24 protein-coding genes and 6 pseudogenes are annotated in these 25,173 nt (G+C 68.8%); 16 read left to right on the plus strand and 14 right to left on the minus strand.

Going from position 1 to position 25,173, the window contains the following annotated elements; translation table 11 throughout:
• Positions 1–148: 148 nt before the first annotated feature.
• A pseudogene (locus tag MTF69_RS36550) lies at positions 149–959 on the plus strand (transposase).
• Positions 960–1,057: 98 nt separating this feature from the next.
• Here the strand turns inward: MTF69_RS36550 and MTF69_RS36555 are convergent.
• Positions 1,058–3,307, minus strand: coding sequence for an MMPL family transporter (locus tag MTF69_RS36555; RefSeq protein WP_243340714.1), 2,250 nt, complete (start codon positions 3,305–3,307; stop codon positions 1,058–1,060).
• A gap of 175 nt (positions 3,308–3,482) precedes the next feature.
• Here MTF69_RS36555 and MTF69_RS36560 point away from each other — a divergent pair, with 175 nt between their 5' ends.
• From MTF69_RS36560 to MTF69_RS36575, 4 genes and pseudogenes are all read left to right on the plus strand, one after another.
• Complete coding sequence (locus MTF69_RS36560; protein ID WP_243340716.1) at positions 3,483–4,655, plus strand: sensor histidine kinase; 1,173 nt, start codon at positions 3,483–3,485, stop codon at positions 4,653–4,655.
• Positions 4,630–5,292, plus strand: coding sequence for a response regulator transcription factor (locus MTF69_RS36565; RefSeq protein ID WP_150497990.1), 663 nt, complete (start codon positions 4,630–4,632; stop codon positions 5,290–5,292). The genes MTF69_RS36560 and MTF69_RS36565 overlap by 26 nt, the downstream gene beginning before the upstream one ends.
• Positions 5,293–5,448: 156 nt before the next feature.
• Positions 5,449–6,087: pseudogene (locus tag MTF69_RS36570) on the plus strand (IS982 family transposase); the annotation flags it as partial.
• A 195-nt stretch (positions 6,088–6,282) separates the two neighbouring features.
• The gene (locus MTF69_RS36575; protein WP_243340718.1) at positions 6,283–6,471 is read left to right on the plus strand and encodes a transposase; all 189 of its coding nucleotides are present in this window, start codon (positions 6,283–6,285) and stop codon (positions 6,469–6,471) included.
• Between the two features lie 58 nt (positions 6,472–6,529).
• Here the strand turns inward: MTF69_RS36575 and MTF69_RS36580 are convergent, their stop codons facing one another.
• Complete coding sequence (locus MTF69_RS36580; RefSeq protein WP_243340719.1) at positions 6,530–6,826, minus strand: helix-turn-helix domain-containing protein; 297 nt, start codon at positions 6,824–6,826, stop codon at positions 6,530–6,532.
• Between the two features lie 141 nt (positions 6,827–6,967).
• On the opposite strand from MTF69_RS36580, the gene MTF69_RS36585 reads away from it, so the two are divergent.
• Together MTF69_RS36585 and MTF69_RS36590 are read left to right on the plus strand one after the other, a co-directional pair.
• Positions 6,968–7,171, plus strand: a complete 204-nt coding sequence (locus MTF69_RS36585) for a hypothetical protein (protein WP_243340721.1) — start codon at positions 6,968–6,970, stop codon at positions 7,169–7,171.
• Positions 7,164–7,475 (plus strand): EthD family reductase, encoded by a 312-nt coding sequence (locus MTF69_RS36590; protein ID WP_243340725.1) that lies wholly within the window; start codon positions 7,164–7,166, stop codon positions 7,473–7,475. The genes MTF69_RS36585 and MTF69_RS36590 overlap by 8 nt, the downstream gene beginning before the upstream one ends.
• 92 nt (positions 7,476–7,567) lie before the next feature.
• Here the strand turns inward: MTF69_RS36590 and MTF69_RS36595 are convergent, their stop codons facing one another.
• Positions 7,568–8,407 carry an IS5 family transposase gene (locus tag MTF69_RS36595; protein ID WP_243340728.1) on the minus strand — a complete coding sequence of 280 codons (840 nt, stop codon included), beginning with the start codon at positions 8,405–8,407 and terminating at the stop codon, positions 7,568–7,570.
• 347 nt (positions 8,408–8,754) lie between these two features.
• On the opposite strand from MTF69_RS36595, the gene MTF69_RS36600 reads away from it, so the two are divergent.
• From MTF69_RS36600 to MTF69_RS36610, 3 genes are all read left to right on the plus strand, one after another.
• Positions 8,755–9,303, plus strand: a complete 549-nt coding sequence (locus MTF69_RS36600) for a hypothetical protein (RefSeq protein ID WP_243340729.1) — start codon at positions 8,755–8,757, stop codon at positions 9,301–9,303.
• A gap of 330 nt (positions 9,304–9,633) precedes the next feature.
• Positions 9,634–10,407 carry a calcium-binding protein gene (locus MTF69_RS36605; RefSeq protein WP_243340731.1) on the plus strand — a complete coding sequence of 258 codons (774 nt, stop codon included), beginning with the start codon at positions 9,634–9,636 and terminating at the stop codon, positions 10,405–10,407.
• Between the two features lie 146 nt (positions 10,408–10,553).
• Complete coding sequence (locus MTF69_RS36610) at positions 10,554–10,796, plus strand: hypothetical protein (RefSeq protein WP_374325144.1); 243 nt, start codon at positions 10,554–10,556, stop codon at positions 10,794–10,796.
• Here MTF69_RS36610 and MTF69_RS36615 read toward each other — a convergent pair.
• From MTF69_RS36615 to MTF69_RS36635, 5 genes and pseudogenes are all read right to left on the minus strand, one after another.
• A pseudogene (locus MTF69_RS36615) lies at positions 10,712–10,969 on the minus strand (transposase family protein); the annotation flags it as partial. The gene MTF69_RS36610 and the pseudogene MTF69_RS36615 sit on opposite strands and share 85 nt — an antisense overlap.
• A gap of 226 nt (positions 10,970–11,195) precedes the next feature.
• Entirely contained in the window at positions 11,196–12,047 is an 852-nt protein-coding gene (locus MTF69_RS36620; protein ID WP_308401502.1) for an IS5 family transposase, read from the minus strand.
• A gap of 93 nt (positions 12,048–12,140) precedes the next feature.
• The gene (locus MTF69_RS36625) at positions 12,141–12,488 is read right to left on the minus strand and encodes a nuclear transport factor 2 family protein (protein ID WP_243340733.1); all 348 of its coding nucleotides are present in this window, start codon (positions 12,486–12,488) and stop codon (positions 12,141–12,143) included.
• Entirely contained in the window at positions 12,485–13,114 is a 630-nt protein-coding gene (locus tag MTF69_RS36630; protein ID WP_243340734.1) for a TetR/AcrR family transcriptional regulator, read from the minus strand. Before MTF69_RS36630 ends, MTF69_RS36625 begins: the two co-directional genes overlap by 4 nt.
• Positions 13,115–13,656: 542 nt before the next feature.
• A complete protein-coding gene (locus MTF69_RS36635; RefSeq protein ID WP_243340737.1) occupies positions 13,657–13,863 on the minus strand; it encodes a hypothetical protein in 207 nt (68 codons plus the stop codon).
• 318 nt (positions 13,864–14,181) lie between these two features.
• Between MTF69_RS36635 and MTF69_RS36640 the strand changes: the two genes are divergently transcribed.
• The 3 genes and pseudogenes from MTF69_RS36640 to MTF69_RS36650 all read left to right on the plus strand — a co-directional run.
• Positions 14,182–16,050, plus strand: a complete 1,869-nt coding sequence (locus tag MTF69_RS36640) for a hypothetical protein (RefSeq protein WP_243340740.1) — start codon at positions 14,182–14,184, stop codon at positions 16,048–16,050.
• A 608-nt stretch (positions 16,051–16,658) separates the two neighbouring features.
• Entirely contained in the window at positions 16,659–17,756 is a 1,098-nt protein-coding gene (locus MTF69_RS36645) for a nitrous oxide reductase family maturation protein NosD (protein WP_243340742.1), read from the plus strand.
• A gap of 290 nt (positions 17,757–18,046) precedes the next feature.
• A pseudogene (locus MTF69_RS36650) lies at positions 18,047–18,298 on the plus strand (ATP-binding protein); the annotation flags it as partial.
• Positions 18,299–18,418: 120 nt separating this feature from the next.
• Here the strand turns inward: MTF69_RS36650 and MTF69_RS36655 are convergent.
• Positions 18,419–19,318 (minus strand): aminoglycoside phosphotransferase family protein, encoded by a 900-nt coding sequence (locus MTF69_RS36655; protein WP_243340743.1) that lies wholly within the window; start codon positions 19,316–19,318, stop codon positions 18,419–18,421.
• 716 nt (positions 19,319–20,034) lie between these two features.
• Entirely contained in the window at positions 20,035–20,241 is a 207-nt protein-coding gene (locus MTF69_RS43610; protein WP_308401499.1) for a hypothetical protein, read from the minus strand.
• Between the two features lie 647 nt (positions 20,242–20,888).
• On the opposite strand from MTF69_RS43610, the gene MTF69_RS43615 reads away from it, so the two are divergent.
• Positions 20,889–21,266 (plus strand): hypothetical protein, encoded by a 378-nt coding sequence (locus MTF69_RS43615; protein WP_308401500.1) that lies wholly within the window; start codon positions 20,889–20,891, stop codon positions 21,264–21,266.
• A gap of 711 nt (positions 21,267–21,977) precedes the next feature.
• On the opposite strand, the gene MTF69_RS36665 is transcribed toward MTF69_RS43615, so the two are convergent.
• Positions 21,978–22,352 carry a hypothetical protein gene (locus tag MTF69_RS36665; protein ID WP_243340745.1) on the minus strand — a complete coding sequence of 125 codons (375 nt, stop codon included), beginning with the start codon at positions 22,350–22,352 and terminating at the stop codon, positions 21,978–21,980.
• A gap of 138 nt (positions 22,353–22,490) precedes the next feature.
• Positions 22,491–22,937, minus strand: a complete 447-nt coding sequence (locus MTF69_RS36670; protein ID WP_243340747.1) for a hypothetical protein — start codon at positions 22,935–22,937, stop codon at positions 22,491–22,493.
• A 96-nt stretch (positions 22,938–23,033) separates the two neighbouring features.
• Here MTF69_RS36670 and MTF69_RS36675 point away from each other — a divergent pair.
• Both MTF69_RS36675 and MTF69_RS36680 read left to right on the plus strand, forming a co-directional pair.
• Positions 23,034–23,564, plus strand: a pseudogene (locus tag MTF69_RS36675) (transposase); the annotation flags it as partial.
• Between the two features lie 49 nt (positions 23,565–23,613).
• Complete coding sequence (locus tag MTF69_RS36680; protein ID WP_243340750.1) at positions 23,614–24,096, plus strand: hypothetical protein; 483 nt, start codon at positions 23,614–23,616, stop codon at positions 24,094–24,096.
• Positions 24,097–24,153: 57 nt separating this feature from the next.
• Here the strand turns inward: MTF69_RS36680 and MTF69_RS36685 are convergent.
• Positions 24,154–24,597, minus strand: a pseudogene (locus MTF69_RS36685) (ADP-ribosylglycohydrolase family protein); the annotation flags it as partial.
• A complete protein-coding gene (locus tag MTF69_RS36690) occupies positions 24,567–25,166 on the minus strand; it encodes a TetR/AcrR family transcriptional regulator (protein ID WP_243340751.1) in 600 nt (199 codons plus the stop codon). The gene MTF69_RS36690 and the pseudogene MTF69_RS36685, both read right to left, overlap by 31 nt.
• Between the last annotated feature and the right edge of the window lie 7 nt (positions 25,167–25,173).

Genomic DNA, 25,173 nt, shown 5'->3' on the forward strand with positions numbered 1-25,173 from the left:
ACGGCAACCTGCCCGCTACACTCCCACCGCTCGACGTTTCCCAGGTCAAGCCACAAAGTACTGCTGGAGTACTAGGGCGCGTATCGAGTCGTGATCAATTTGCGGGATGTGCCTTCGTGGTCCGGTCCGGTCCGATAGACGGTCTTACGTGACGCGATTGCAACTGACCGATCCGGATTGGGAGTTCATCGAGCCGTACCTGCCGATCGGCGAGTACGGCCCGTACCCCGAGCGACTGCGGCAGCAGTTCGAGGGCGTGATCTGGCGGTTCAAGACGGGCGGGCAGTGGCGGGAGATGCCGACGGAGTTCGGCGCCTGGTCGACCGTCCGCAACCGCTTCCGGCAGTGGCGTGACGCCGGCGTCTTCGAGGCCCTGCTGGAGGGCCTGATCACGGAAGCCGTGAAGCGGGGTGAGGTGGACCTGTCCCTGGTCAGCATCGACTCCACCACCGCCCGAGCCCACCACGACGCGGCCGGGATGCACCTCGACGAGGACGTCGTCACCGCCCTGGAGAAAGCCGCCGCCGAGGAGGAGAAGGCCAGGTCAAAGGGGGCGGCCTCGAAGAGCAAAACGGGCAAGAGACCGAAAGTGATCCCGCGCTGGAAGAACGACGACGCATCCGGCGTCGGCGGAAACTCCGGCTGAAGGCCGCCCTCCTCGGACGTTCCAGAGGCGGGCAGACCAGCAAGGTCCACCTCGCCGCCGACCGCACGTGCCGCCCGCTGGCGTTCATCCTGACCACAGGCCAGGCAGCGGACAGCCCGCAGTTCATCCCCGTCCTGAAGAAGGTACGGGTACGCGGGCCCGTCGGCCGACCCCGCATCCGGCGGGACGCGGTCGCCGGGGGTGGCGAGGCATCGCCACCCGATACGACAAGACTCCCGACAGCTACCTCGCCGGTCTCGACCTGCGCGCCTCGATGATCTGGATCAAGGACCTCACCAGGACCACCCGATGATCACGACTCGATATGCCCCTGGGTGACGCGCTGAGGTGCCGGACGCCAAGGGCGGGCAGGAGTTGAGTCAACGGTCGACCAGCCGTGGACCCGGGGCCTCACCCGTGGATTTCCGCGTCGGTGTCGTCGGTGTCGTCGGTGCCGACCGGGCCGCGGGGAAGCATCCAGTCCAGCCACTTCGGCAGCCACCAGTTGGTCCGGCCGAGGAGTGTCATGGTCGCCGGTACCAGCACCATGCGTACGACCGTGGCGTCGATGAAGATCGCGGTGGCCAGGCCGAGCCCGAACATTTTGGTGGAGGGGTCCTCGGCGACGGCGAAGGACAGGAAGACCGCCACCATGATGAGGGCGGCCGAGGTGATGATCCGGGCGGTGCGCGAGACGCCCTCAACGATCGCCGTGCCGTTGTCGCCGGTGCGCAAGTACTCCTCGCGTACGCGGGAGAGGAGGAACACCTCGTAGTCCATCGACAGGCCGAACAGGATGGCGAAGAGGAACATCGGGATGAACGACACGATCGGAACCGTGGCTTCCAGCCCGATGAGTGTGCCTCCCCAGCCCCACTGGAAGACCGCGACCATGATGCCGTAGGCCGCGCCGATGCTCAGCAGATTCAGCAGTACCGCCTTGAGCGGTACGAGTATCGAGCGGAAGACCAGCATCAGCAGCAGGAACGACATCACCAGCACGGCGGCGACGACCAACGGCAGACGTTGGCTGGTGCGTTGGCCCACATCGGACAGGCTCGCGGCGGCGCCGCCGACGTGGGCCCTGGCCGGGCCGTGCCCGATCGCCGTGGGCAGCACGTCGGTGCGCAGCCGGGCGATGGTGTCGGCCGTGGCCTTGTCCTGAGGGCTGGTGGTCGCGAACACCACGAGGGTCGCGATGCCGGTGGCCCGATCGATGTGCGTCGGCGCGACGGATGCGATGCCCGGATCCGCCGCGACCGCCCCGACGAGTCGGTCCAGCACTCCCGGATCACCGGTGGGGTCCGCGGCGATGACGAGGGGACCGTTGGTGCCCGGGCCGAATCCCTCGGCGACGAGGTCGTAGGCCCGGCGCTCGGTACGGCTGTGGGGCAGTGAGCCGTCGTCCGGCAGGCCGACGCGCAGGTCGAGCACGGGCAGCGTCGCGGTCAGCAGCAGCCCCGCGGCGCCGACCGCGTACGGCACCGGGTGCCGGCTGACGTGCCCGATCCAGCGACGCCACCCGGCGGCGTGGGCGGCGCCTGCCGCCGGGTCCCGCCGCCGTGCGAGTCGGCCCAGCTTCCTGGTCTGCAGAGCCCGGCCGATCCGGCCGGCCCGTGCCAGGCGCGGGCCCGCCGCGGCGAGGAAGGCCGGCAGCAGCGTCACCGACGCGAGCACCATCGTCAGGACGACGATCGAGACGGCAACCCCGCCCACCGTCATGAACGGCACGTTCGCGACCGCCAGGCCGAGGATCGACACGACGACGGTGCCGCCGGCGAAGACCACCGGCCGCCCCGCCGTTGCCACCGCTCGTCCGGCCGCCGCCTGCGGATCGAGCCCGCACGCGAGGTACTCCCGGTGCCTGGCGAGCACGAACAGCGCGTAGTCGATGCCCACTCCGAGCCCGACCATGCTGCCCAGGACCGGTGCGAAGGTGGGGACCTCTGTCACCCCTGCCAGTACCGTCATCGTGGCGACCCCGACGGTCAGTCCGAAGACCGCCATGCCGATCGGCAGCGCGGCGGCGACGAGCGAACCGAACGCCAGGAACAGGATCGCGGCCGCGGCGAGGAGGCCGATCAGCTCGCTCGCGCCGCCGTCGGGGTCGGAGAAGGCGTAGAAGAGGTTCCCGCCCATCTCGATGCGCAGGGGCAGTTCGGCGCGCAGCCGGTCGCCGAGATCGACGAGGGCATCGAGGTCTTCGGCCGACAGCCGGCTCTGGTCGGGGTACTGCACCCGGACGACCGCGATCCGCCCGTCGGCCGAGACGAGGCCGCCGCGCACGGCGGTGTCCCCGCCCGCGTCGAGTGCCCCCGCCGGGTCGCTCGTGCCGAGCACGTGCGGCAGCCGCTTCACCTCGGTCTGCAGCCGCGTGAGAGCGGTGCGCGCGCCGTCGTGGTCGAAGAACGTCGCGGCGCCGTCGAAGGGGGTGACGACCACTTGGGCGGTCATCCCCTCCTGGCCGGTGCCTGCCCGCTCGATCAGTTCCGCGGCCCGCTGGGAGTCCAGTCCCGGAGCGGTCATCGAGTCCGCGGTCCGCCCGCCGAAGGCGACGGCGGCGAGGACGGCGAGCGTGGCGGCGATCAGCCATGCCGCGATCACCCGCCAGGGATGGCGGGCGGCGCTTGCGCCCAGGCGCAACAGGGCTTTCGAGAGCATCGGGTCCTCCAACCACCTCGGCGGCCGTCCTTGTACGGCCGCCGATGCCGAGGCTCCTCGACACGGCGCTCCGCGGCATCGGCCCGCGGGCCGCGGATCCCTCGGCCCCGGGGCGGAGTGACGACCCGTCCTTTCGGCCGATGCGCGGCACGCCGCGGTCCCTAGGCTGAGTAACGTGCTACGAGACGACCTGCGAACCCTGTGGACCGAACCCCGGCCGCCCGACCCGCCCGCCCGGGTGTGGCGGGACTGGGCGCTGCTCGCCGCGGGCCTGGGCGGTGTGGTGCTGGAGGCCACCCTGCGCGAGAACGTCGTGTGGCGGCCGGTGGCGGTGGTGTTGGCCGTATGGCTGTGCCTGCTGCCCCTGTGGCGCCGGACCCGCCCGCTGGCGACGGTGACGCTGGCGTTCGGCTCGGTGATCCTGCTTCCGGTGGCCTCGCTCGTCGCCGCACCGCGCGAGCCCGTCGGCCTGTACACCAGCGCGGTCGTGCTCGTGCTGGTGTACGCGCTGCCCCGGTGGGGATCGGGACGCGAGATCGTGCTGGGCGGCGCGGTGATCCTCGCGACGGGCGCGCTGTGTGTCGTCACGGACGAGACCCCGGTCGTCGAAAAGGTCGTGGGCTTCGTCTTCCTGCTGCTGCCCGGCGTGGTCGGGGCTGCCGTGCGGTTCCGGGTGACCGCTCGCGAGCGGCAGTTGGAGCAGGTACGCTCCCGCGAGCGCGAACAGCTCGCCCGGGAACTGCACGACACGGTGGCCCACCACGTGTCGGCCATGGTGATCATCGCCCAGGCGGGCCGGGTGCTCGCGGGCACCGACCCGTTCGCCGCCGTCGAGGCGCTGGAGGGGATCGAGGAGGAAGGGGCGCGCACGCTGGAGGAAATGCGCGCCATGGTCGCCGCGCTGCGCGACCGCGGGGTCGGCGCCGAGCTGGCGCCCCCTGCCGGAGTCGCGGATCTGGAGCGCCTGGTGCGCACCCCGGGTGGTCGCCTCAGGGTCGACCTGGGGCTCGACGGCGAACTGGACGCGCTGCCCCCGGCCGTGGACGCGGCCGTCTACCGGATCGTGCAGGAGTCGGTGACCAACGCGCTGCGCCATGCGGTCGACGCGACCGAGCTCGTCGTTCGGGTCGCCGCGGAACGGCACACGGTACGGGTGAGCGTGCGCGACAACGGCCGGCGCACCGGCCGGGGTCGCGACGGATACGGACTTACCGGACTGCGCGAGCGCGCGACCCTGCTCGGCGGCACACTACGAGCCGGCCCGGGTACCGACCGGGGCTGGCATGTCGAAGCCGAACTGCCGAGAGCGAGGAGCGAGAGCGGTGTCCATTCGCGTCCTCGTCGCTGACGACCAGACGATCATCCGCACCGGGTTGCGGATCATGCTGAACGCCCAGCCCGGCATCGAGGTGGTCGGCGAGGCCGCCGACGGGCGGGAAGCAGTACGTCTGGCCCGCGAACTACGCCCCGACGTCTGCCTGTTCGACATCCGCATGCCCGTACTCGACGGGCTCGAGGCCACCCGGCTGGTCGCCGGCCCGGGCGTCGCCGACCCCCTGGCCGTGGTCGTCATCACCACGTTCGACCTCGACGAGTACGTCTACGGCTCACTGCGTGCCGGCGCCCGCGGATTCCTCCTCAAGGACACGGGACCGGACCTTCTGGCGCAGGCCGTACGGTCGGCGTCCGACGGTGAGGCGCTCATCGCGCCCAGCGTCACCGTCCGTCTGCTCCAGGCATTCGCAGACCTGCCCGCCGGCCGGCCCGTGGCCCAGCCGGTCTCCCCCGTCACCGCCCGCGAGGAGCAGGTGCTCCTCGCCGTCGCCCGCGGGCTGACCAACACCGAGATCGCCGATGCACTGCACATCAGCCTCAGCACGGTGAAGACGCATCTGGCCAGCCTGATGGCCAAACTCGGCGCCCGCAACCGGGTCGAGATCGCGATGTGGGCCTACGAAACGCGCCGTATCCTCCCCGGAACCTGAGCCGGGTGCCGGGCCATGTCCCATGAGTCCCCGCCCGGACATCAGTGCACCGGTCGGCTCACGTCGGCTCCACGTGCCTCACCCGCCCCAGAGCGTGACGTACCAGGAGGCCGGAACTGGGACGGTGAGACACCCGATACGACAAGACTCCCGACACTGGTCAGAGGGGTCCTGCGGGAGCTGGCCACAGACACCGCCCTGTGGGGCGATGACGTGTGGATCGTGGACTCCACACCGGTGGAGTGCGGACGCTCCCGCGAGACCGCGAAACGCTCCGACCTGGCGGGATGGGCCGAGTACGGCTACTGCGCCAGCCACTCACGGTTCTTCTGGGGGCTGCGCCTGCACCTGGTCTGCACCCTGCACGGCCTGCCCATAGCGTTCGCGCTGACCGGCGCCAAGGCCGTCGAACGCGAAGTGCTGCTGGACATCTTCCATGTGGAATCGGGCCTGCTCGCCAACCGGCCGCCACCGACGCTGCTGGCGGACAGGAACTACTACGGCCGTGCCTTCGAGAGGGGCCTCGCCGACCTGGGGGTCCGGCTGCTGCGGCCGGCCCGCAAGGGTGAACCCGAGCGGGCCGGAGCCGAGCTGTTCAAGCCGTTGCGTCAGCTGATCGAGTCGGTCAACCAGACCCTCAAGGGACAACTTGACCTCGAACGGCACGGCGGCCGCACGCCCGCCGGGGTCACCGTCCGGGTCCTACAGCGACTACTCGCCCTCACCGCGGCGATCTGGCACAACCACAACACCGGTGGACCGGCCATCCGATCACTGACCGCCTACGACCACTGAGGCCTTGGAATCAATCATCTAGGCGCCGAAGGCAGGGAAAATGGCCGTCTGACGACGCGAAAGACCGCGGCCACGGAGCCCTGACATCCATCTCGCACCTGTAGTCAGAGATGGGCTCCCCAGGGCCAAGGCCAGCGGTATCCGTTGTTTTTGCGGCGAGTGCTACCGCTACCCCGCCAGCTGCAGGCCGAGGGGATGGACATCGCCCCGGACGGCCTGGCACAGGTCTCGCCGTACCTGACCGAGCACATCCGGCGCTTCGGCGAATACTCCACCCACGAGCTCGGCGACGAGCCCGACGCGTACGACCCGCGCCTGGACGTCGACTTCACCCCTCTGCGCGGCGACGAGCCGGCGACCGAGGGTTTCTCGCAGGCCGCGTGAGCCCGTGTCCCGAGTCGGCGGCCGTCAGATCACCGCTCCACCTGGTCGGGCGTGATCTTCACGTCTCCGTGGGCTCCTGATCGTTGTGTTCTTGCTCCTGCGCCCAGGTGATCGCCCATTCGTCGAGCGGACGGAGGGCGTGACCGAGTGCTGCCCCCAGCCGAGTGAGCTCGTAGCCATCGGCCGAGGGCGCGATGATCCCGCTCGATGTGAGTTCGCGGAGCCGCTGGTAGAGGACGCTGGATGACAGCCCTTCGCACCGTGCCAGCAGCGCGCGGGCGCCGAGCGGACCCGCACGCAGTTCCCAGAGAATTCGCAGCGCCCACCGACGGCCGAACAGGTCCATCGCGGCCATGAGGGGACGGCCGGTCGTCGATCCACGAACCGGTGTTCCTGGGCGCGGTGTCGGCATGACCCTCCTTGCGTTTCGTTATTCGAAACACTAGCATCCACCCCAGGTGTTTCTGATTTCGAAACGAACTCGACGGGAGAGCCGATGTCGCGGATAGCCCTGCTGGACCCGCCGTACACCGACCAGGCCGGCGCACTGCTCGCGCGCATGATGCCCGGGGACGCCCCGCCGATCGGGCTGTTCCGCATGTTCGCCAGAAACCTCCCGATGGCTGGCGCCATGCACGGGTGGGGTCGCTACGAGTTGGGCAGCCAGCTGACGTCTCTGGACGGAGGTCGTCATGCATAAGCTTGTTGTCCTGTATTCCGAGCCCGCCGACCCTGACCACTTCCGCGACTACTACGTGACCAACCACCTTCCGCTGGTCATGAATTGGCCCGGCCCGCTTGCGTGGCGCTACAGCTTCGACGTGGCGGCGCTCGAGGGAGAAGCGCCGTATTTCGCGGTCTTCGAAGCCGACTTCGCTGACGCCTCCGCCATGGACGCGGCGCTGGCGTCGCCGCACGGCCAGCGGCTGGCCGCCGATGTCGCCAACTACGCCACCGGCGGTGCGGTCATCATCCACTATCCGGTGCAGGACGGCACCGGCTGAGGCAGGCCGGTACGCTCCGGGACGCGTTCGGTCGGCTGCTTAGAGGGCGTTTTGACCCGTTGTTTCATCCCGGTCTGCGTACTTAATGTGGTTCACGCTCCTCGCCAGGTTGGTGTTGATTCGTGGGTGAGGCGGCGGGTCATGAGGGCGATCATCGCGATGTAGATCATGGCGGTGGAGCGGGTGGGCAGGGCCTCGTAGTCGCGGGCCAGGCGGCGGTGGTGCATGAGCCAGCCCAGGGTGCGTTCGACTACCCACCTGCGGGGAAGGACGGTGAAGCCCTTGGTCCCGGGGGCCCTGCGGACGACTTCGAGGTCGATGCCGAGGCGGGCGGCATGGTCCACGAGGTACTCGCGGTAGCCGCGGTCGGCCCAGCCCTTGCGGATGCTGGGGTGGTCGGCGGCGAGCCTGTTGAGGAGGCGTTCGCCGGCGACGGAGTCCTGGATGCTGGCGGCTGTGACGAGCACGGTGAGCATCAGGCCGGTGGTGTCGATGATGATGCTCCGCTTGCGGCCGACGATCTTTTTGCCCACGTCAGCGCCTTGTTCGCGGGTGGGGACGTTGGTGGAGGTCTTCACGCTTTGCGCGTCGATCACGAAGCCGGTCGGCTCCGGGCCGCGGCCCTCGTCTTCGCGGACCCGGCGCCGCAGGAGGGCATTGAGGTGCTCGAAGATGCCGTCGCGTTCCCACTTGCCGAAGTAGTGGTAGACGGTGTTCCAGTGCGGGTAGTCGTGCGGGAGGTAGCGCCAGGGGATGCCGGTGCGGGCCACGTAGAGGATCGCGTCGAGCAGGTCGCGGAGGTTGTGCTGGGGCGGAGTGCCGATGTTGAGTCCGTGACGGGCCTTGTCGTCCCGCCAGCTCGTCAACAGCGGTTCCACCAGGGCCCACCGGGCATCGGACAAGTCGCTTGGATACCGTCGACGTTCGCTCATATTTCCAGGAGGCGACAGCCGTGAGCGGCCCGGCAGGGCGCGCGAGGCCGAAGCTGAGGCATTCGGAGTGAACTGGCGCCTCCTGGGATGAAACAGGAGCAGATAGGGCGCAACAGCGACCTCACGGCCCCTTCCATCACATCAACACCATGTCTTCCTCTCGCCTCACCAGTCACTCGCCATAAACCAGGGCAAGAGGTTGCAGAAGTGGGCTAAACGCCCTCTTAGTACCTGTGTCTGAGCCGTTCATGACATCTGTCTGCTGTCGCTGAACCTGGATCGCTTGCCACTCAAGGTGGACCGACCAGCTGAACAGGTCTGATGGTTCCGTTGTTAGGGTCCGGTCTGTGACCCTTCCCAATCTCGCAGCCAAAACGCGGTTCCTCGTCCTGCACGACTATGGGATGGGCGGTTCATGGTGGTGGGTCCATGCGAGGTCGGCTCGGGAGATCCTGGAGACGTTCGCGTGGACCGAGGTTGTCACCAGGCCGGAGTCGGTGACCTGGGCCGAGGGCGAGAAGCTCGAAGAAGTCGACATCGAGGCGCCACTGATGCCTCCAGGCCTGGACGACCTGCGGGTCGAACGCGACGCACAGCGCGGGCTTCCTGGCTTCGGCGCACTCGCGGACAGGACCATCGTGTACGTGCGGCGTCACTGGGACAGCGAGGACGACGGCGGCCCGGTCTATCTCATGGAGGTTGAATCGGATGGGCGCCGGACCCGCGAAGTGGAGCTGGCTGACGACGGGAGCGGCCGCATCAGGAGCGGACCTGACGACTGGCCCTTCAACCCGCCGGTCGTCGACTTCTTCGACCCGGAGTTGGCAGGCCAGGAGATCACGAGGGAAGAGTTCGAGGAGCAGTGGGAGCGCGCCGAACCAGCTTCTGGCCTGTAGCCGCCCACGACACGTGATCCTGCTTCGATGGCAACGGTCCCATTCCAGCGAACAACATCTGGTGCGCGAGGGTGCGGCGGTGGCTCGTAAGACCACCACCGCGGCGTACGACGGCTACTACCGCTACTCGTTCGCGGGTACGACCACCACCCCCCCGGTCTCCGCGGCCGGTGACCACATCGACGTGCAGTAAGAATCTTCTTCCCGTAAGTGCGCAACCATTTACGGGAGTCGCGTGTCTGTTCTGTGGAGTCAGGAGACTCCACAGAACCATTGGGGCGCATGGGTGACCTTCTCACCCGTGCGCCTCCGTGTCCCTAGGGGAAAAGAATGCGTATTCGTGCCACTGTGGCTGCCGTTTCCGGCGCCCTGGCCCTGTCCGCCCTCGCCGTGCCGTCCGCGCAGGCGGCCACAGACAGTGAAGGCGACACGAAGATCACCAAGGTGGTTGTCAACGGCGGCAAGAACGTTGCGGTCGGTACCAGCACCGCGAAGACGTTCTCCGTCTCCGTGACCGCCACGGACGACTCCGGTATCGCGGGCCTCGACGACGACCTGCTCTGGCTCGAGGGTCCGGGTTTCGGCATGCTCACCCCGACCGGCTCCTCGACCTGCACCGCCGTGAGCGCCACCACGTCGACCTGCACCGCCAGCTTCACCGTGGACCCGCAGGTCGACCTGGCCTACTCCAACGACATGGCCGGTACCTGGTACGTCAATGTCTGGGTGGACGCCAAAGACGGTGACTACGCCAGCGTCGACAAGGCCTCCTCCTTCAAGCTGCAGCGCTACTCCAAGCTGACGGCCAACGCTTCCCCCGAGCCGGTCGTCAAGGGCAAGACCATCACGGTCACGGGCAAGCTGACCCGCGCCAACTGGAGCACCTTCACCTACTCGGGCTACAGCGCCCAGCCGGTGAAGCTGCAGTTCAAGAAGGCCGGCACCAGCACGTACACCACGGTCAAGACGATCAACACGAACAGCACCGGCGACCTGTCGACCACCGTCACGGCGGCGTACGACGGTTACTACCGCTACTCGTTCGCGGGTACGACCACCACCCCGGCGGTCTCCGCGGCCGGTGACTACATCGACGTGCAGTAAGCACTGACCCCCCTCCTTCGAGGGGGAAGCGGCGGCCGCCCCCGAGCCAGACCGGCTCTGGGGCGGCCGTTGCGTACTTCGCTCAGCACTCCGAGATTCCGTCCGGGGGAGCCGTGGAGGGATCGCATCGAACAGGGGGAACGTACATGCGCATTCGTGCCACGGTGGCTGCCGTTTCCGGCGCCCTGGCCCTGTCCGCCCTCGCCGTCCCGGCCGCCCGGGCGGACGGTAGCCATGGTGACACCGCCATCATCAAGGTGGTTGTCAACGGCGGCAAGAACGTCGTGGTCGGCGCCACCACGGCCAAGACGTTCACTGGCGCGGTCACCGCGACGGAGGAGATCCGGAAGAGCGGAGCGAGCTGCCGCTTGGTCAGGTTCGTGCGGTAGTACACGGCCACCAACAGCACCCGGTCGGGCAGCGGCAGGCACCAGGGCCGGCCGCCACCGGGCCCGTTCCCGCCCCGCTCCCGCACCACCTTCACCAGCTTCGCGAACTGCTCGATCCGCAAGCCCGTAAACGTCTCCACCCACACCGGCTCAGCCCGCAACACCCCACCCATACAGGCAAAAACCCCAAAATCGAGCCTTCTGCAACACCCTTTAGTGAGGGTTGCACCGGAAGGGGGCTGGACATGCCTTGGAATCGCGTGAGGTCTGCCTGGGGGTGATGTCCACGAACGCCCGGCGGTCAGTCCGTGTGGCCAGGACTTCCGCCACCAGCCTCCTCCCGAGGCGGAGTGCGGTCAGCTTGTCGGTGGGCCAGTTCGAGGTGTCGTTCACGAGGCCCTATCTTTGCGTGTCCTCCCTTGGCTCCGTGAAGATTTTCTTCTGGACGATCCTGCGGGTCATGAGGGTGATGGCAGCCCAGGTGATGAGGGCTTCGCTGTGCTGGACGAGCCTCTCGTAGTCACGCGCGTGGCGGCGGGCGTGCATGAGCCAGGCCAGCGTGCGCTCGACGACCCAGCGGCGGGGCAGAACGATGGATCCGGTGGCGTCCTTGGGTCGACTGACGGTCTTGATGGTGAGCCTGAGGTAAGTCTTTGCCCAGCTGACGAGCTGGCCGGCGTAGGCGGAGTCAGCCCAGACGATGGTGATCTCGGGGTGCATGAGCCGGAGCCGGAAGAGTACTTCCTTGGCCGCGTCACGGTCGGTCGTGTCGGCCGGAGTGACCATGACCAGCAGCGGAAGGCCGCGGGTGTCCACGACGATGTGCCGTTTGCGGCCGTTGATCTTCTTCGCCGCGTCGTAGCCGCGGGAGGCCTTGCCGACGGTCTCGGCGGCCTTCACACTCTGGGAGTCGATCACAGTCGCGACTGCTCTGGGAGCCTTACCCATGTCGCGGCGGATGCGTCCGCGCAGGTGGTCACGGATCTGGCCGACGACGCCAGCGGCAGTCCACCTTGCCGTGGAGCCCCAGACCGTGCGCCATGGTGGGTAGTCGGCCGGGAGGGCTCTCCACTTGCAGCCCGTGTCGACGACGTAGCGGATGGCGTCGACGATCTCTCGCCTGGGGTGTTTCTCCGGGGCCCCGCCGCTCTCGGTTTCGCAGGCCGGGACGGGGAGGAGGGGTTCGATCAGGGCCCACTCGGCGTCGGTGGTGTCCGAGGGGTAGCGGCGCCAGTTGGCCCGTGTGGCCAACAAGCGTGCTCAGACACAGTTCACACACCCGTGCAGTGCCCGGCCGTCGAAGTCGCCGAGCGATGCACGTAGGTGGCCGCCCGGCCGGAGTCGTCAGGCGGGGAGGAAGAATCCGGTCACGTCGGCGAGCAAGCCGTCGCGGTGCACCGCGCTGCTCACGCCCGTCATGAAGGTCTCACCGTCCGGGCCGACCTGGGTCCAGCGGGCCAGTGACCGGTCGTGGTGGTCGAGGACCTCGTCGATGCGGAAGCGGTGTCCGGGAAACGCCCCGGCGAAGCCGTCCATGTACGCGTCCAGTTCGGCCAGGCCGCCGACCTCGGTCCCCGGGTCCCGGTAGGTGACGTCGTCGACCGCGACCGTGCCGAGCGCGGTGAGCCGTATCGAGGGGTCGGCCGACCAGCACGCGGCGTAGTCGTCCCAGAGCTGCTGTTGGTCACTCATCGCTGTTCCTCTTCGTTGGCTTGCTCGGCTGTCTTGGCTTGCCTGGCGCCGATCGATGCCAGGGCTCCGTCGGTGATGGTGTGCAGTTTGGCGGCGGCCGTACCGGACCGGACGAGCACCAGCAGTCCCTGGTAGAGCGCCAGAAGCTGGGCGGCTGACTCCTCGACGTCGAGTTCCGCGGGCAGTAGCCGCTGGGAACGGGCGCGCGTCAGCGCGTCGGCGAAGCCGGACTCGATCGTCTCCAGCCCCCGGCGCACGCCTGGCGTCGCCTGCGGAACGGTGAACGACTCCACCGCGGTGTTGGTGAGCAGGCACCCCGGATCGGGTTCGGGGCCGATGCCGGTGTCGAACGCCGAGGTGAAGAACGAGTGGATGCCGGCCACGGGGTCCTCCGCGTCCCGCAGGTGGACGCGGACCCTGCCCTCCACCACACGCTCGTTGTAGGCGTCCAGCGCGGCACTGAACAGGCCTTCCTTGCTGTGGAACGCCCGGTACAGGCTGCCCGGGTGCATTCCGGTCGCCTCTTCGAGGTCGCGCAGCGAGGCGCCGAGGTATCCACGACGACGGAACAGGCGCATGGCGGAGGCCAGCACCTCCTCCTGGTCCCAGACCTGTTTGCGGCCCATCAACGCCCCCCGTAGTTGAACGATCGCTCACAAACTAGCACGCGCGTGACCCCTACAGGCCGACCACTGCTGCCGCGCGCTGAGCACGGCCGGGTCAACTCAGCCGCTCACTGGCCAAGTGACGTGCTCAGTCACACCCATCACCCCAGTTCAGGGGCTACTCCGTTGTTTTTTCGGCGAGGACTACTGGAACCCCGGGGGAGCGGCGAGAGGGAACGGTCACGTCCCGTGCCCGCCGCCCGCCGCCCGCCGCCCGCGGCTCGGGATGCTGAGGGGGCCTCGGAGCGAGCCGCCACGGAGGCTGCGACCCCTGCACCACACAGCATCAAGTTATATGTAACAGACCCCGTCCCACCCACTCGCCTGAGGGCGCAGGGCCCCGCCTCGCGCCGCACCTATGGGTACCGGACCTTGGTAAAGCCGCGGGCGGGGAGGGTGAGCTCAGGTCTGTTACAAGTAATTAGATCCCTACTGATGCTGATGGTGACGTACGTGTCCTCCCGGGTGTGCACCCTCCGAGAGGACACGCTTTCCTCCGTCGCCTATGTGATGGCGGGCAGGAGGATGCCGACCAGGGCGAGGCCGGCGGTCAGCGCGCAGAAGAAGACGAACGCACCCCGGTTGAAGGCGGTGGTCACCGGTGCGCCGCCCAACCGGGCGGTGCCGTAGCCGAGGACGCCGATGACCGCGCACAGCACAAGGAGCACCGTGAGGGCGAGGAACAGCAGCAGGAGGGAGTGTGCGCTCACGCGGCACCTCCCTGAGGGCGGCTGCGGGGGGCCGGGTCGTTCGTGTAGGGCTGCTGCCCGTTGCCGGTGGGCGGCTTTCGGTCGAGCATGGGTTCCCTCCCTTGTGAGGATCGGGGCCCGCCGGGGCGAAGGTGCAGGAGCCTGCCCGGCGGGCCTTGTGGGTGCCTCCAGTTCTACGGCGCCGGGAAAATATTCACCAAGCCGGTCAATGCTTTGACCTGCACTTTCGTGACTTTGTCGAATGTCATCACGCGAACGGTCAGCAGGGGCGAGGATTGTCCGGAGCCACCGAGGCGCGCGAGGCCAGGAGGACATTCGATGACTTTGACTCCGAAGCGCCGGCCCGGGCGGAAGCTGGCCGAGGACCCGGCCCGGATGGCGTACGGGTCACCAGAGGCCAACGAGCTCATCGCGCGGATCCACCAGATCGTCAACAACTCCGGAGGCGCCCTGGCCGAGGCGGCCCAGAGGCGGGGCATGCAGAGGCAGACCCTGGACCGCCTGCTGCACAAGGCACAACCCGACTGGCATGTGGTCGAGCTGGTCGTGACGTACTGCATCGAGGAGACGGGCGGTCAGGACCGGCACGGCTGGCTCAAGGAGGTCAACGGACTCTGGGAGAAGTCGCGGACCACCGCACCCGGCACGGGCGCGGCCACCGCGCTGCCCGCCCCGGATCCGGATCCGGGGCCCTTGCCCGGTCCTGGACCCCTGGTTCCGCTGCTGGGGCTCGTCCTGGAAGGCCGGTACGAGCTGGTGGCGGAGCACCTGGCCGATGCCGGCCCGGTCGACGCATCAGGTGTGGGTGAGGTGCTGAAGGAGATCGGGAACCGCAGCCCGGGCGCGGCGGCCGCCGTGATCCAGGCGGCAGTCGCACAGGGCCGCCGGGACATGGCCGATACCTGGATGCAAGCCCTGGAAGACTGTGCGGAGGATGTCGCCGCCGCAGTGCGACGTCATCTGCCGCCCGACGTGCCGGACGTTGTGGACCCGCCCGAGCCGGCCGTACCCGCGGTGAGCATCGCGGACCTCGACCCGACGGCCTTCGAGGGCAAGCGCCTGGCACTGCTGGTTCGCCGCGGTGACGTGGCCCAAGCTGCCACGGACATCCTCGTCCGGGCAACGCCCGATCCGGAGAACGACAGTGCGCGGACCGACATCCTCAGCGGGATGAGCCTCGGGCATGACGGCGTCCACATCCCCAACGCCGCCGACGGGGTCCTGGCCCTGCGGCAGGGTGACGCGGAGGACCTGCACACGCTGGCGGCCGTCCTTGGATCCCTCGTCCTGCGGGGCCACGCAGAGCTCGCCGCCGTCGTCCTTCGGCGGCTCGGCGAGGACGACACAGCGTTGGCCACCGACATCCTGCAGGCCGTGCCCCGTCCCCAGGCACTCGCCGTCTTGCGCGCCTCGACCACCGTGGGCTTCATGACCATCGGATTCGGGGCCACCGAAGCGCTGCTGGCGCGGGCACCGGCCCCGGTCGCTGCCGACTTCCTGCTCGCTGCCGCGCGTGACGGCCAGGGTGCGAAAGAGCCGGCCGACCTGCTGATGGAGCTGCCGCACCGTACCGAGGTCCTGCACTGCATGGCGGTGGGCGACCACCAGCAAACCGCCCGCGTCCTCAACGTCGTGGCCGTGGACTGGAGCCTTACCGGCCACAACACCCCGGAACGCCGGATCACCGCCTCGTTCCTGCACGTTGCCGGCGCCGACAGCACTGTCGCCGCCCGGGTCCTGCTCCAATTCCTGCGCTTCAACTCCCGTAGCGCAGCCGACCTGCTGTACCTGATGGAGACCACATCCGCCCAGGGTGATGCCACACAGGTGACGGCCCGGGCCCTTACGGGCACACTCGATCTTGCCCCTTCGGTGGCCGCCACACTGATCGCCCGCATGGCCAGGCGGGAGGACTTCCCCATCCGCCTCCTGGAGCAAGTCTCCGTGGACAACCCGACCCACGGAACCCTGCTCGCCACCCACATGATGGCCCAGGACCTCGCGTACTTCCGTTCCCAGATCCCCTCCATGATCCGCCAGCAGGCCACCACACTCGCCGCAGAACTGCTGCAGCAGCTCGCAGGCCAGGAACCCGAGGCCCCCTGGACCCTGATACGCCAGGCCCTCACGGCAGGGGCCACCGAAGCGGCCCTCGCCAACGCGGACGCCTACATCGCAACCCGGTGAACACTGCTACGGATCCGCTCTGAGTCCCCTTCAGCCGACCCGGGCAGTTCATGAGTACCGAACTCAGCCGACTCTCAGGTCAGCGTTCCGACGGGCGCCAAAGTGCTTCCCCAGCCCGGCTATCGGTCAACTGGCCCCGGGACATCCCCACGGGCCAATGGCGACTACAGGGAGCTACCCGCCACCTGGCGGCAGCCATACGAGTAAAGCAACAACTCATGAAACATGATCGCCGAAAAGATGAGCCGCCGCGCGATGCGGTGTTTCATGAGCGACCTATGAAACGCCGCCCCGCCGTGCCGGAGCCATCGGGACGGCCCCGGACCCCGGAGTACCCCCTTCATGCTCCGCGCAGGCGAAGACCACCTTTGTGACTCTCCACGGGGTGCGTGAGGCTGCGATGGTGTCCGCCCTGGTCCGCAGTGGGCCGTTGAGGTGAGTCCGCTACTGCAATGAGTGCCCTCCCCAGGTGAAGCTCAGGGGCTCTGCCTCGCGCTCTGTCAATGATGTTGCCGAATCAGCCTGGCCCCACGCGTACGACGCAAGCGGGATCGGCGCGTATGCCCTGGTCGGATTCGCCTGCTTATCCGATGGCTTGAAGGAGCATCATGCGGTCTGCACGCATTATGGGTTTGCTGCTCGGGGGTATGGCCCTTGCGGCGACCGGCGCCCTCGCGCCGGCATCCGCCGCGGCGAACCCACCCGACCTGGTCGTCCCCACTGCGGCCTACCCGACCATCCAGTCCGCGGTCGACGCCGCGCAGCCCGGAGACCACATCGCCGTCCGCCCTGGCACCTACCGGGAGCAGGTGACGATCCGCAAGGACCTCACCATCACGGGGGCGGGGGCCGGGAAGACCACCATCCTCGCTCCCGAGAACCTCGTGCCGGGCTCCGACGGCCTCAACTCGATCGTCTTCCTCGACAATGCGGCGTCCGTGACGATCTCCCGCCTCGCGGTGAGCGGGCCGGGTTCCGGCACCTGCGACGCGGGCGCGCTCGGAGCAGGCATCCGGGTCCTGGGCGGAGCGCACCTGGACCTGAGCCACGCGGCGGTGTCCCACATCAAGGACACCCCGATGGCCCCGTGCTTCAGGAGTGCCAATGCCATCCTCATCGGGGACTTTCCCGTCGGCGCGGGCTCGGCCGCCATCCGGGATTCCAGGATCACGGACTATCAGGGCGCCGGCATCGTCGTGCTCAGCGAGAGCTCGAACGCCACGTTGCTCCGCAACGTCGTCACCGGCCAGAAGAGCATCTCCACCGACGGAATCGAGTTCGTCGAGGCGACCGGCCGGGCCGAGCAGAACACCGTGAGCGACAACTCCTGCCGCGAGCCGGATCCGGGGTGCGGCACTGATTTCTTCACCGAGACCCAGCACGCCGGCATCCTGGCCAACACCGGGGTCGCGGTCACCAAGAACCGCCTCACCGGCAATCAGCTCGGCATCTACGCGTTCGGCACGGTGGAGACCAGCCACAACACCCTCATCGACAACGACTACTTCGGGATGGCCCTCCAAGACGGCACGTTCGACGCGGTCAAGGACACCATCAGGGGCGGCGGGGGCGGCGTCGCGGTCATCGCCTCGGCCATCGACACCACCGCACGGCTGAACCGGGTGAAGATCACGAAGACCTCGGGAGACCCGATCCAGAAGTTCGAATGCTGCGGATTCACCGCCACGGTGACCACCAAGCCGTAACGGATACCGGGCACCACACCCAGCTGCGAGTGCCGTCACATCCCCCGGCAGGAAGACAACTCGCACCAACCCGGCGTACGTTCCCGGTCACAGCTGTCAGCGGTCACGAAATTCCCAGCTGGGGGTGGTTTCGGCGTCACGTAATTCCCCACCCTCGCGGTCACGAAATTCCCCATGGGGACGGTGACCGCGAGGGCGGCGTGACTCTCTCTTCGGCAGTCTGACTGAGACCGAGGATCACTGCCGGAGTTTCGGTCCGCTTCGCCAAGACCAGCCGGTTCCTGGCAGACCTGGCAGACCTGGCAGACCTGGCCGGCGGCCACGCGGACCGCACCTGGGAGAAGCGGATCCGCGAGCTGATTCGCCCCGACGTCCTCATCCTCGACGACTTTGCGATGCGCCAGCTCACCGCGGCCCAGGCCGACGACCTCTACGAACTGGTCAGCGAGCGGCAAGGCCGGTGCCTGATCATCACCAGCAACCGGGCGCCCAGCGACTGGTATCCGCTCTTCCCCAACCCCGTCGTCGCCGAGTCCCTCCTCGACCGGCTGATCAACACCAGCCACCAGGTCATCATGAACGGCCCCAGTTACCGCCGAACAAGCGACCCGAAGCTCCACCGAAAAGCCCGACAAACCCTCAAAGGGCTAGAGAGACGTCGATCAGGTCAACAGCTCGGCAATGCGGTCGGTGACCTGGATGAGCCATGCCGGATCACCGTGCTCGCGGCCCCATTGGGCAGCCATCACTGCGCGGGCCTGGACCCAGCGGCGGACGCGCTCGCTGTCGAGTTCGGCAGCGTCGGCGAAGATGGCCAAGCGACGCAGCAGAGCGGCTTTCGGGTCATCGGCGGCGAGCAAGTCCTCGAACCGGCTCCGCACCAGCGTGATCGCGTCGAAGGCCGGGTCACCGACATATCCCTTGGGGTCGATGGCCAGCCAAGGCTCTCGCTCGGCCCGCAACACGTTCCCGAAGTGCAGGTCGCCATGGACGAGCGTGTCCGGCTGGTCGCGACCGAGTTCTCGGACGGTCGCGACCGCTGCCTGCACGACGCGCTGCGGCAACGGACGCGGCAGCCGCTCGGCGCCGTTGAGAAGGTCCTTCTCCCATCTCGCAACCTGATCGCGAAGGCGTGGCAGGTCGGGTGGGGCCTGGACGGTAAGCCTCCGAGCGAGCTGACCGGCCACGGCCACGGCCTCGTCGACATCGTCGAGACTGACCAGGGTGCCGTCCCCGGCCTGCTCCAGCAGCATGGCAAAGCGCGCGTCGTCACGCTGGTGCAGCAACACGGCACCGCGTCCGCCCCAGACCGCGAAGGCGTCCGGTTCGTGGACGTTGCCGGGATGGGGGAACGAGATCTTCAAGACCGCGGACGCTCCGTCAGCTGACCGCACCGGAACGATGATCCCTACCTGGCCATGCCCGGCCGGCCCGGCTGGCCGACAGTTCCACTGCTCCAGGAGCTCACCAGCCAGAGCAGGAAGCGACGCAACCCAGGCTCGACCGTGCTCACCCTCTCGCTCGATGGTGCTCTGCGTGAACCTCTCGGGGATCTCGATCACCGCAGCACACTAGCGACTCCCAACAGCCCCGGACCAAACCAGGCCATGGGGAATTTCGTGACCGTCGACAACAGCACTCGCAGAAGTCACGGCCGGCTGTACGAGCGCGTCGAGAACATGCTGACGGTTACGCCGATGCAGGCCGCCCGGGAACCGTAGACGTGCACCATGCACGTCTACGACGGAGGGCAGCACTGCGGCACCCGCAGAGGTCCGGCCTTCCGCTACCCATTCCCTGACGCGCCCGACCCTCCGGCCGCCCCGGCACCTCACCGGAGCCGATTCGCTGCTGTGTGATGGGGGGAGAGGCCCTTGGGGAGGATCGGACCGGCCAGTAGCGACCCCGCTAGAGGGCCTTGTTCTCCCGAAGCGGCGAACACGAAAACGTCTGCTTGCGCTGCCGGGCTGTTGCCTCGCACGCCCCGCGGCGCGGCCCGCAACCGTCCAGCTGTACCTAGTCGTCCTCCGGGGGATGCCGCAGCCGAATCCCGCACCCCTCCCGATTCCGCCGGTCTGGCCGCACTGTGCTCACGGCAGCAGCCCGCAGGACCCGGTCGGCTGCCCCGGCATTCGCGTGCCCGGCCACACCGCATGTCTTACCCACCTGATCGACGCCGACCGCAACACCTACCTGACCAGCCTCGCCCCCGGCAGCAGCATCACCACAGCGGCACCACCTTCACCCCGCTCCTTCTCGCCGACCTCCTCAACGCAGTTCACGACCCCGCGACCGGATACCCCCGCTTCGGCGCCGCCGGCTTCAGGTCGGCGATCTTCGAGGGCGCCGCCGGCTTCAGGTCGGCGATCTTCGAGGGCGACGCCGATTTCGGGTCGGCGACCTTCGAGCGGGCGGTCAGTCTGGGGCCGTTGGCGTGTGCCGGGCGGGTCGTCTTGTCCGGGGCGGTGTTCGGTAGTCCGGTCACCCTCGCGTTCGCCGCGCGACACCTGGAGTGTCGACGCACCCGCTGGTCGTCTACGGCCGAGATACGTCTTCGCTACACCAGGGTGGACTTCGCCCACGCTGTTTTCGAGTACCCCCTCACCATCGCAGCGGAGACGGACCCGTTCCTGAACCTCGACGGACAGCAGACGGCAGAGACCCTCTTCGCCACCCAATCCGATGCCTCCGTGCGGATGGCCTCGCTGCGCGGAGTGGACGCGGCCCACCTCGTCCTGTCCGACATCAACCTGTCGGAGTGCCTGTTCACCGGAACCGTGCACCTGGACCAGGTGCGCTTGGAGGGCGCCTGCTCCTTCGCCGCAGTCCCGTCCGGCAGACACTGGCGGGGCTGGCGCCCAGTGCAGTTCACCCAGCGCCGCACGCTCGCCGAAGAGCACCACTGGCGCGCCAGACGGCCTGCAGCGGTCCCGGGCTGGAACGGGGCCGCGTCCGGCGCCGGGCGTGTCGGGCCGCTGCAGCTGGCGCCGGTGTTACGGGCGCTGCGCAAACCGTTCGAGGACGGCAAACACGAGCCCGGAGCCGCCGACTTCTACTACGGAGAGATGGAGATGCGCCGCCACGCTGACGACATCCCCCGAAGCGAGCGAAGCTCTGACCGCCTACTGGGCGATGTCCGGCTACGGCCTGCGGGCCTCCCGCGCCCTGGGCTGGCTCGCTGCCACCATGCTGGCCACCATCGTGCTGATGATGGGATTCGGGCTGCCCCAGGACGACCCGAAGCAGCGGGCCACCGGCACCGTGCCGGCCGGCGGCGGCAAGGCCACCTTCGAGATGGACAAAGCCGATCCCCAGAACCCCACCGGGAACCGGTACACCGGAAAGCGCTTCGAGAAGGCGCTGAACGTCACGCTCAACTCGGTGGTGTTCCGCTCCTCCGGCCAGGACCTGACCACCGCCGGCACCTACATCGAGATGACCTCCCGCCTCACCGAACCCATCCTCCTGGGCCTCGCGATCCTCGCCGTCCGAAACCGCGTCAAACGCTGAAACGACGGCCCGCCCCCGGCCTCGGGTGTGCGACATCCTCTTCCGTAACCCAACCGGCCGGATCGAGGTCGGTCAGTACGAGTGCGGCGTGCCCTCTACGCGGAGTTGCTACTGGCCGGTGCGATCCTCCCCAAGGGCCTTGTCGCTGCCGATGCGGACAGGACCGGGCGCTCGCTGCGATGGCACTCGTGGTCACCGTCGCGGCGTTGCTCGTCGCCACAAGACCCAGCTGACCGCAGAAGCACCAGGCCTCCTGCCGGAGCGGGGTCCATGCGCCGCTGTCCAGTCCCGTGGGACGGCAGGACATCCTTCCCGATCTGGTCCCAGAGCCCGGACAAGGGGTATCGCCGAGGTGAGCCCAGAAGGGGCCATGGGATGATCTTGAATCCGTGAGGGCCCGGCCCCGTCACCCGCGCCGGTTCACCTACCTGTCAGCGGGCAAGCCAGGTGCTGGGGCGTACGCCACGGACAGCACAGTGGTGCCGTCGAGCTTTTCCGTGCATTTCACCAGGTCGGCAGCAATCGCGCGATGTATCTCCTTCCCGTCCTCTCGTAGTTCCTCCAGGCTTTCAACCTCCATGTCGCCGTTGGTCTGGCGGTGAGCGGCTTCGATGAGGCGAAGGGAAGTTTGCGTCATGAGGTCTGCCCATGGGCGCTGGAGTAGGTCAGGAGTGCCGTATACGGGATGGGCCCGACGTCTCCCCGTTCCCCTCATGCACCCGCCCATTCCCACCCGGGTGCGGGTCCGCGCGGCGTGTACGGACTCCGCGCGGTCGGGTCACGCCAGGTCGCGGTGCGTCCGGCCTGGAGTTTGACCTGACGGGCGACGCCCCGGTCCGTGACGGTGAGCGGCCGTACGCGCAGGAGTCCGCCGGTGCCCGGGTCGGGCCCTCCGGACGGGAGGAGCCCGGCCTCCTGGGCGACGCCGTCGATCCACCAGCCGCCCGGGCCGGGACGGCCCTGCAGCTGGCGGACGACCGGTGCGGTGCCGAGGTAGACGACCGGACGGCGGGCCAGCCGGTAGGCACGCAGGTTCGTCCGCAGCTCGCTGCGGGTCTTCGGGGTGAGCTCGACCTCGACGGCCACCGGGCCGGCGGGCGACAGCAGGACCAGGTCGGGTCAGTGCACCGCGCGGGCGCCGGACGGGACCGTGAGGGTCTCCCCGCGCCGGGCACCCTCGTGTACTCCGGGCACGCCGAGGTCCGCGAGGAGCTCCGCCGGCCTTCAGGGGACCGACTCCGCCGTGCGGACCTCCCTCTCGGTGAGCACGGTGTTCCCGGCCGTCTCCAGGGCGAGCCCGACGTCGGCGGCCGCCAGGCGGTGCAGCAGCCGCTCGCCCGGGCGGGACGGCCCCGACAACCGGGTGCCCGCGATGTGCGCTCCGCGCTCGGTGGTCCACACGATGGGGCCCGCCCACCTCACCTCTGCGGAGCGGTCCAGCAGCCCGGCCTCGGCCATCACCCGGATCCGCAGGCGCGCCGTCTCGCGCCTCCCGCCCCAGCACGCGGTGGCCGCCTGTTGGAGGGTCAGCGTCCCGTACCGCGTCGCGAGCGCGAGGAGTTGACCGTCCGCCTCGGTGCGCATCCAGCCATCGTCCCGGGCCTCCCCGGTTCCGCGCACCGCGCGCCGGCGCTCCGCCCGTATCCGGTACGACCCCGTCGCCTGCTCCATCCCCCCTGTCTTCTCCCTGTCCCTACTCTTGACGCGTGCCACGTCTCTCGCGGTGGCAGGAGAGGGACTGTGACCTGCGAAGAGGGCACGGAGCCGGCCGCCGAACAGCAGCACACCGCGGTCCCCGGCGAGGCGGTCATCGCCCAGCTGGTGCGGACTCTCGCCGCAGACGTGCGGGTGTTGAACGAGAAGCTTATCGAGGACCGCTTCCGCGCTCACGACCTTGCGGAGATCATCACGAGCATGCCCGGTATCGGACCGCTCCTCGGCGCCGAGTTCCTCGCCGGAGTCGGCAGCGACCTCAACTTCTTCGGGACCCCGGACCGGCTGGCCGCGTTCGCCGGGCTTGCGCCGGCGCCGCACGACTCGGGGAAGAAGAGCGGCAACCTCCACCGTCCCCGCCACTACCACCGCGGTCTCCAGCGCGTCTTCTACATGTCCGCCCTGACCAGCGTCCGCTACGACCCGAACTCCCGGACCTTCTACGACCGCAAACGAGCCGAGGGAAAGCGTCATACCCAGGCCGTGATCGCCCTCGCCCGCCGCCGCGTCAACGTCTTGTGGGCTCTGATCCGAGACCGCCGCCTCCACGAGATCACACCGCCGCCTGTCACGGCGTCGCCCTGATCGTCGGCCAATGCTGGGCAAGCCGGGAGGGCCGTGACATCCTGCGGCAGTGCTTTTGAGTGATCATGCAAACAGCGTCGAGCTCTGCCCACTGAACTATCAGTTCTCTGCGGCCCAGGGCGACCGCTACGACGACAACTGGCTCGTCATTGGTGGCACGGTGACGACTCCCGACGGAAGCTGGTCCTTCAGCGATCCGGCTTTGCTGACCGACGAAGCCCGCGAGGTCAGCGCGTGGATGCGTGCGGCAGCCGCAGGGACGGTAGCTGTGACGCGGCCTGATGCCGAAGGCTATTTGTCCCCGGATACATGGTTCAACGAACCAGTCCTGGCCTTCAGTCTCGCCTACCGAGACGAAACCGGGGTGACGATTCGCCTCCACCTGTCCCTAGAAGCGATACCTCCATGGCACCAGGGCGATGACAGGCCGGACATCTACCAGTACTTCGTGGAAGTACGGACGCATACGGCTGCACTGCTTCACGCAGCAGACCAGTGGGATCTTGCCCTGGCTTCCTTCCCGACCCGCTAATTGAACGTCACTCTCGCCGGACGCGGTCCGCCGGGCTCAACACGGGCTCCGAGGCTTGACTTCTCCATTGGGAAGCCTTTTCAGGGAACCGTTGCCCGCCGCCCGCGCGCCGACCTGGAAGTGCAGCGCGGCGGCCAGGTCCCACGGGTCGCCGCTCGTCAGCACGGTCTTCGTCTGCAGCCCGATGTCCTTGGGGTCCCCGGCCGCCCAGCGCCGGAACCGGCCGAAGACGTCGGGGAGTTCCAGCCCGCCGCAGTCCAGCAGGGATTCCCCGACCAGTACCGCCATCTGCGTGTCGTCGGTGGCCTCGCCCGGATCCCAGCCGCCGCCTCCGCGCATCTCCTCGCCTCGGGCGCTCAACTGCCCGGCGGGGCCGAACTCGTAGGGCGCACCGAGGGCGTCCCCGGCCGCCGAGCCGAGCACGGCTCCGACGGCACGGTCGATCCGGGTGGTCCGGGTGGTCCGGGTGGTCACGGGGTCCCCTCCTGTGGTGCGGGGCATACGCGGTCCAGCACCCCGCGCGTGAAGGTGTCCAGGTCGGTGAGCCCGGCCGCGGCCAGGGTATGCGGGGCGCCCGTCAGGAGGTGGGGGACGGCTCCGTGCAGCGAGAGGGTGAGGTCGCGGGCGTGCTCCGGACCGGCCGGCAGTCCGGCGGCGGCCAGCAGGTGCCCGAACGCCGCGAAGTCCGCCGCCGCGATCGGGTCCAGCAGCTGCGCCAGCCACGGCCGTCGGGTCGCCTCGGCCTGTAGCTCCAAGTAGGCCACCACGCGCGGCCGCCCGGCTCCGGCCGTATCGCGGAGCAGGCCGGCGAGCAGCGCGGCGAGTCCGGCCCGGTCGGCGGGGCCGGCGCCGGCCCCCGCGAGCCGGTCGGCGAGTGCCCGGTACTGCTCCAGGCAGCGCTCGGCGACCGCGCGCAGCAGCGCGTCGCGGGTCGGGAAGTAGTTCTTGGCGGTGCCGAGCGGCACGTCGGCCGCCGCGTCGACGGCTCGGTGCGTCAGCCCCCGCCCGCCCGCTTCGGCGAGCACCGTGATGGCCGCGTCCCGCAGCCGGTTCCTTCGGTCCTGGTTCACCTTGCCA

The organism is Streptomyces sp. AP-93 (assembly GCF_022808175.1).
Classification (GTDB): domain Bacteria; phylum Actinomycetota; class Actinomycetes; order Streptomycetales; family Streptomycetaceae; genus Streptomyces.

Excerpts from the sequence above, each read along its gene's own strand:
- MTF69_RS36610 (WP_374325144.1), top strand. The coding sequence starts at position 10,554 with ATGCGCATTCGTGCCACGGTGGCTGCCGTTTCCGGCGCCCTGGCCCTG.
- MTF69_RS36640 (WP_243340740.1), top strand. The coding sequence starts at position 14,182 with ATGACTTTGACTCCGAAGCGCCGGCCCGGGCGGAAGCTGGCCGAGGAC.
- MTF69_RS36670 (WP_243340747.1), bottom strand. The coding sequence starts at position 22,937 with ATGGAGCAGGCGACGGGGTCGTACCGGATACGGGCGGAGCGCCGGCGC.
- MTF69_RS36625 (WP_243340733.1), bottom strand. The coding sequence starts at position 12,488 with ATGAGTGACCAACAGCAGCTCTGGGACGACTACGCCGCGTGCTGGTCG.
- MTF69_RS36645 (WP_243340742.1), top strand. The coding sequence starts at position 16,659 with ATGCGGTCTGCACGCATTATGGGTTTGCTGCTCGGGGGTATGGCCCTT.
- MTF69_RS36585 (WP_243340721.1), top strand. The coding sequence starts at position 6,968 with ATGTCGCGGATAGCCCTGCTGGACCCGCCGTACACCGACCAGGCCGGC.
- MTF69_RS36595 (WP_243340728.1), bottom strand. The coding sequence starts at position 8,407 with ATGAGCGAACGTCGACGGTATCCAAGCGACTTGTCCGATGCCCGGTGG.
- MTF69_RS43615 (WP_308401500.1), top strand. The coding sequence starts at position 20,889 with ATGTCCGGCTACGGCCTGCGGGCCTCCCGCGCCCTGGGCTGGCTCGCT.
- MTF69_RS36590 (WP_243340725.1), top strand. The coding sequence starts at position 7,164 with ATGCATAAGCTTGTTGTCCTGTATTCCGAGCCCGCCGACCCTGACCAC.
- MTF69_RS36555 (WP_243340714.1), bottom strand. The coding sequence starts at position 3,307 with ATGCTCTCGAAAGCCCTGTTGCGCCTGGGCGCAAGCGCCGCCCGCCAT.
- MTF69_RS36575 (WP_243340718.1), top strand. The coding sequence starts at position 6,283 with ATGGACATCGCCCCGGACGGCCTGGCACAGGTCTCGCCGTACCTGACC.
- MTF69_RS36630 (WP_243340734.1), bottom strand. The coding sequence starts at position 13,114 with ATGGGCCGCAAACAGGTCTGGGACCAGGAGGAGGTGCTGGCCTCCGCC.
- MTF69_RS36580 (WP_243340719.1), bottom strand. The coding sequence starts at position 6,826 with ATGGCCGCGATGGACCTGTTCGGCCGTCGGTGGGCGCTGCGAATTCTC.
- MTF69_RS36605 (WP_243340731.1), top strand. The coding sequence starts at position 9,634 with ATGCGTATTCGTGCCACTGTGGCTGCCGTTTCCGGCGCCCTGGCCCTG.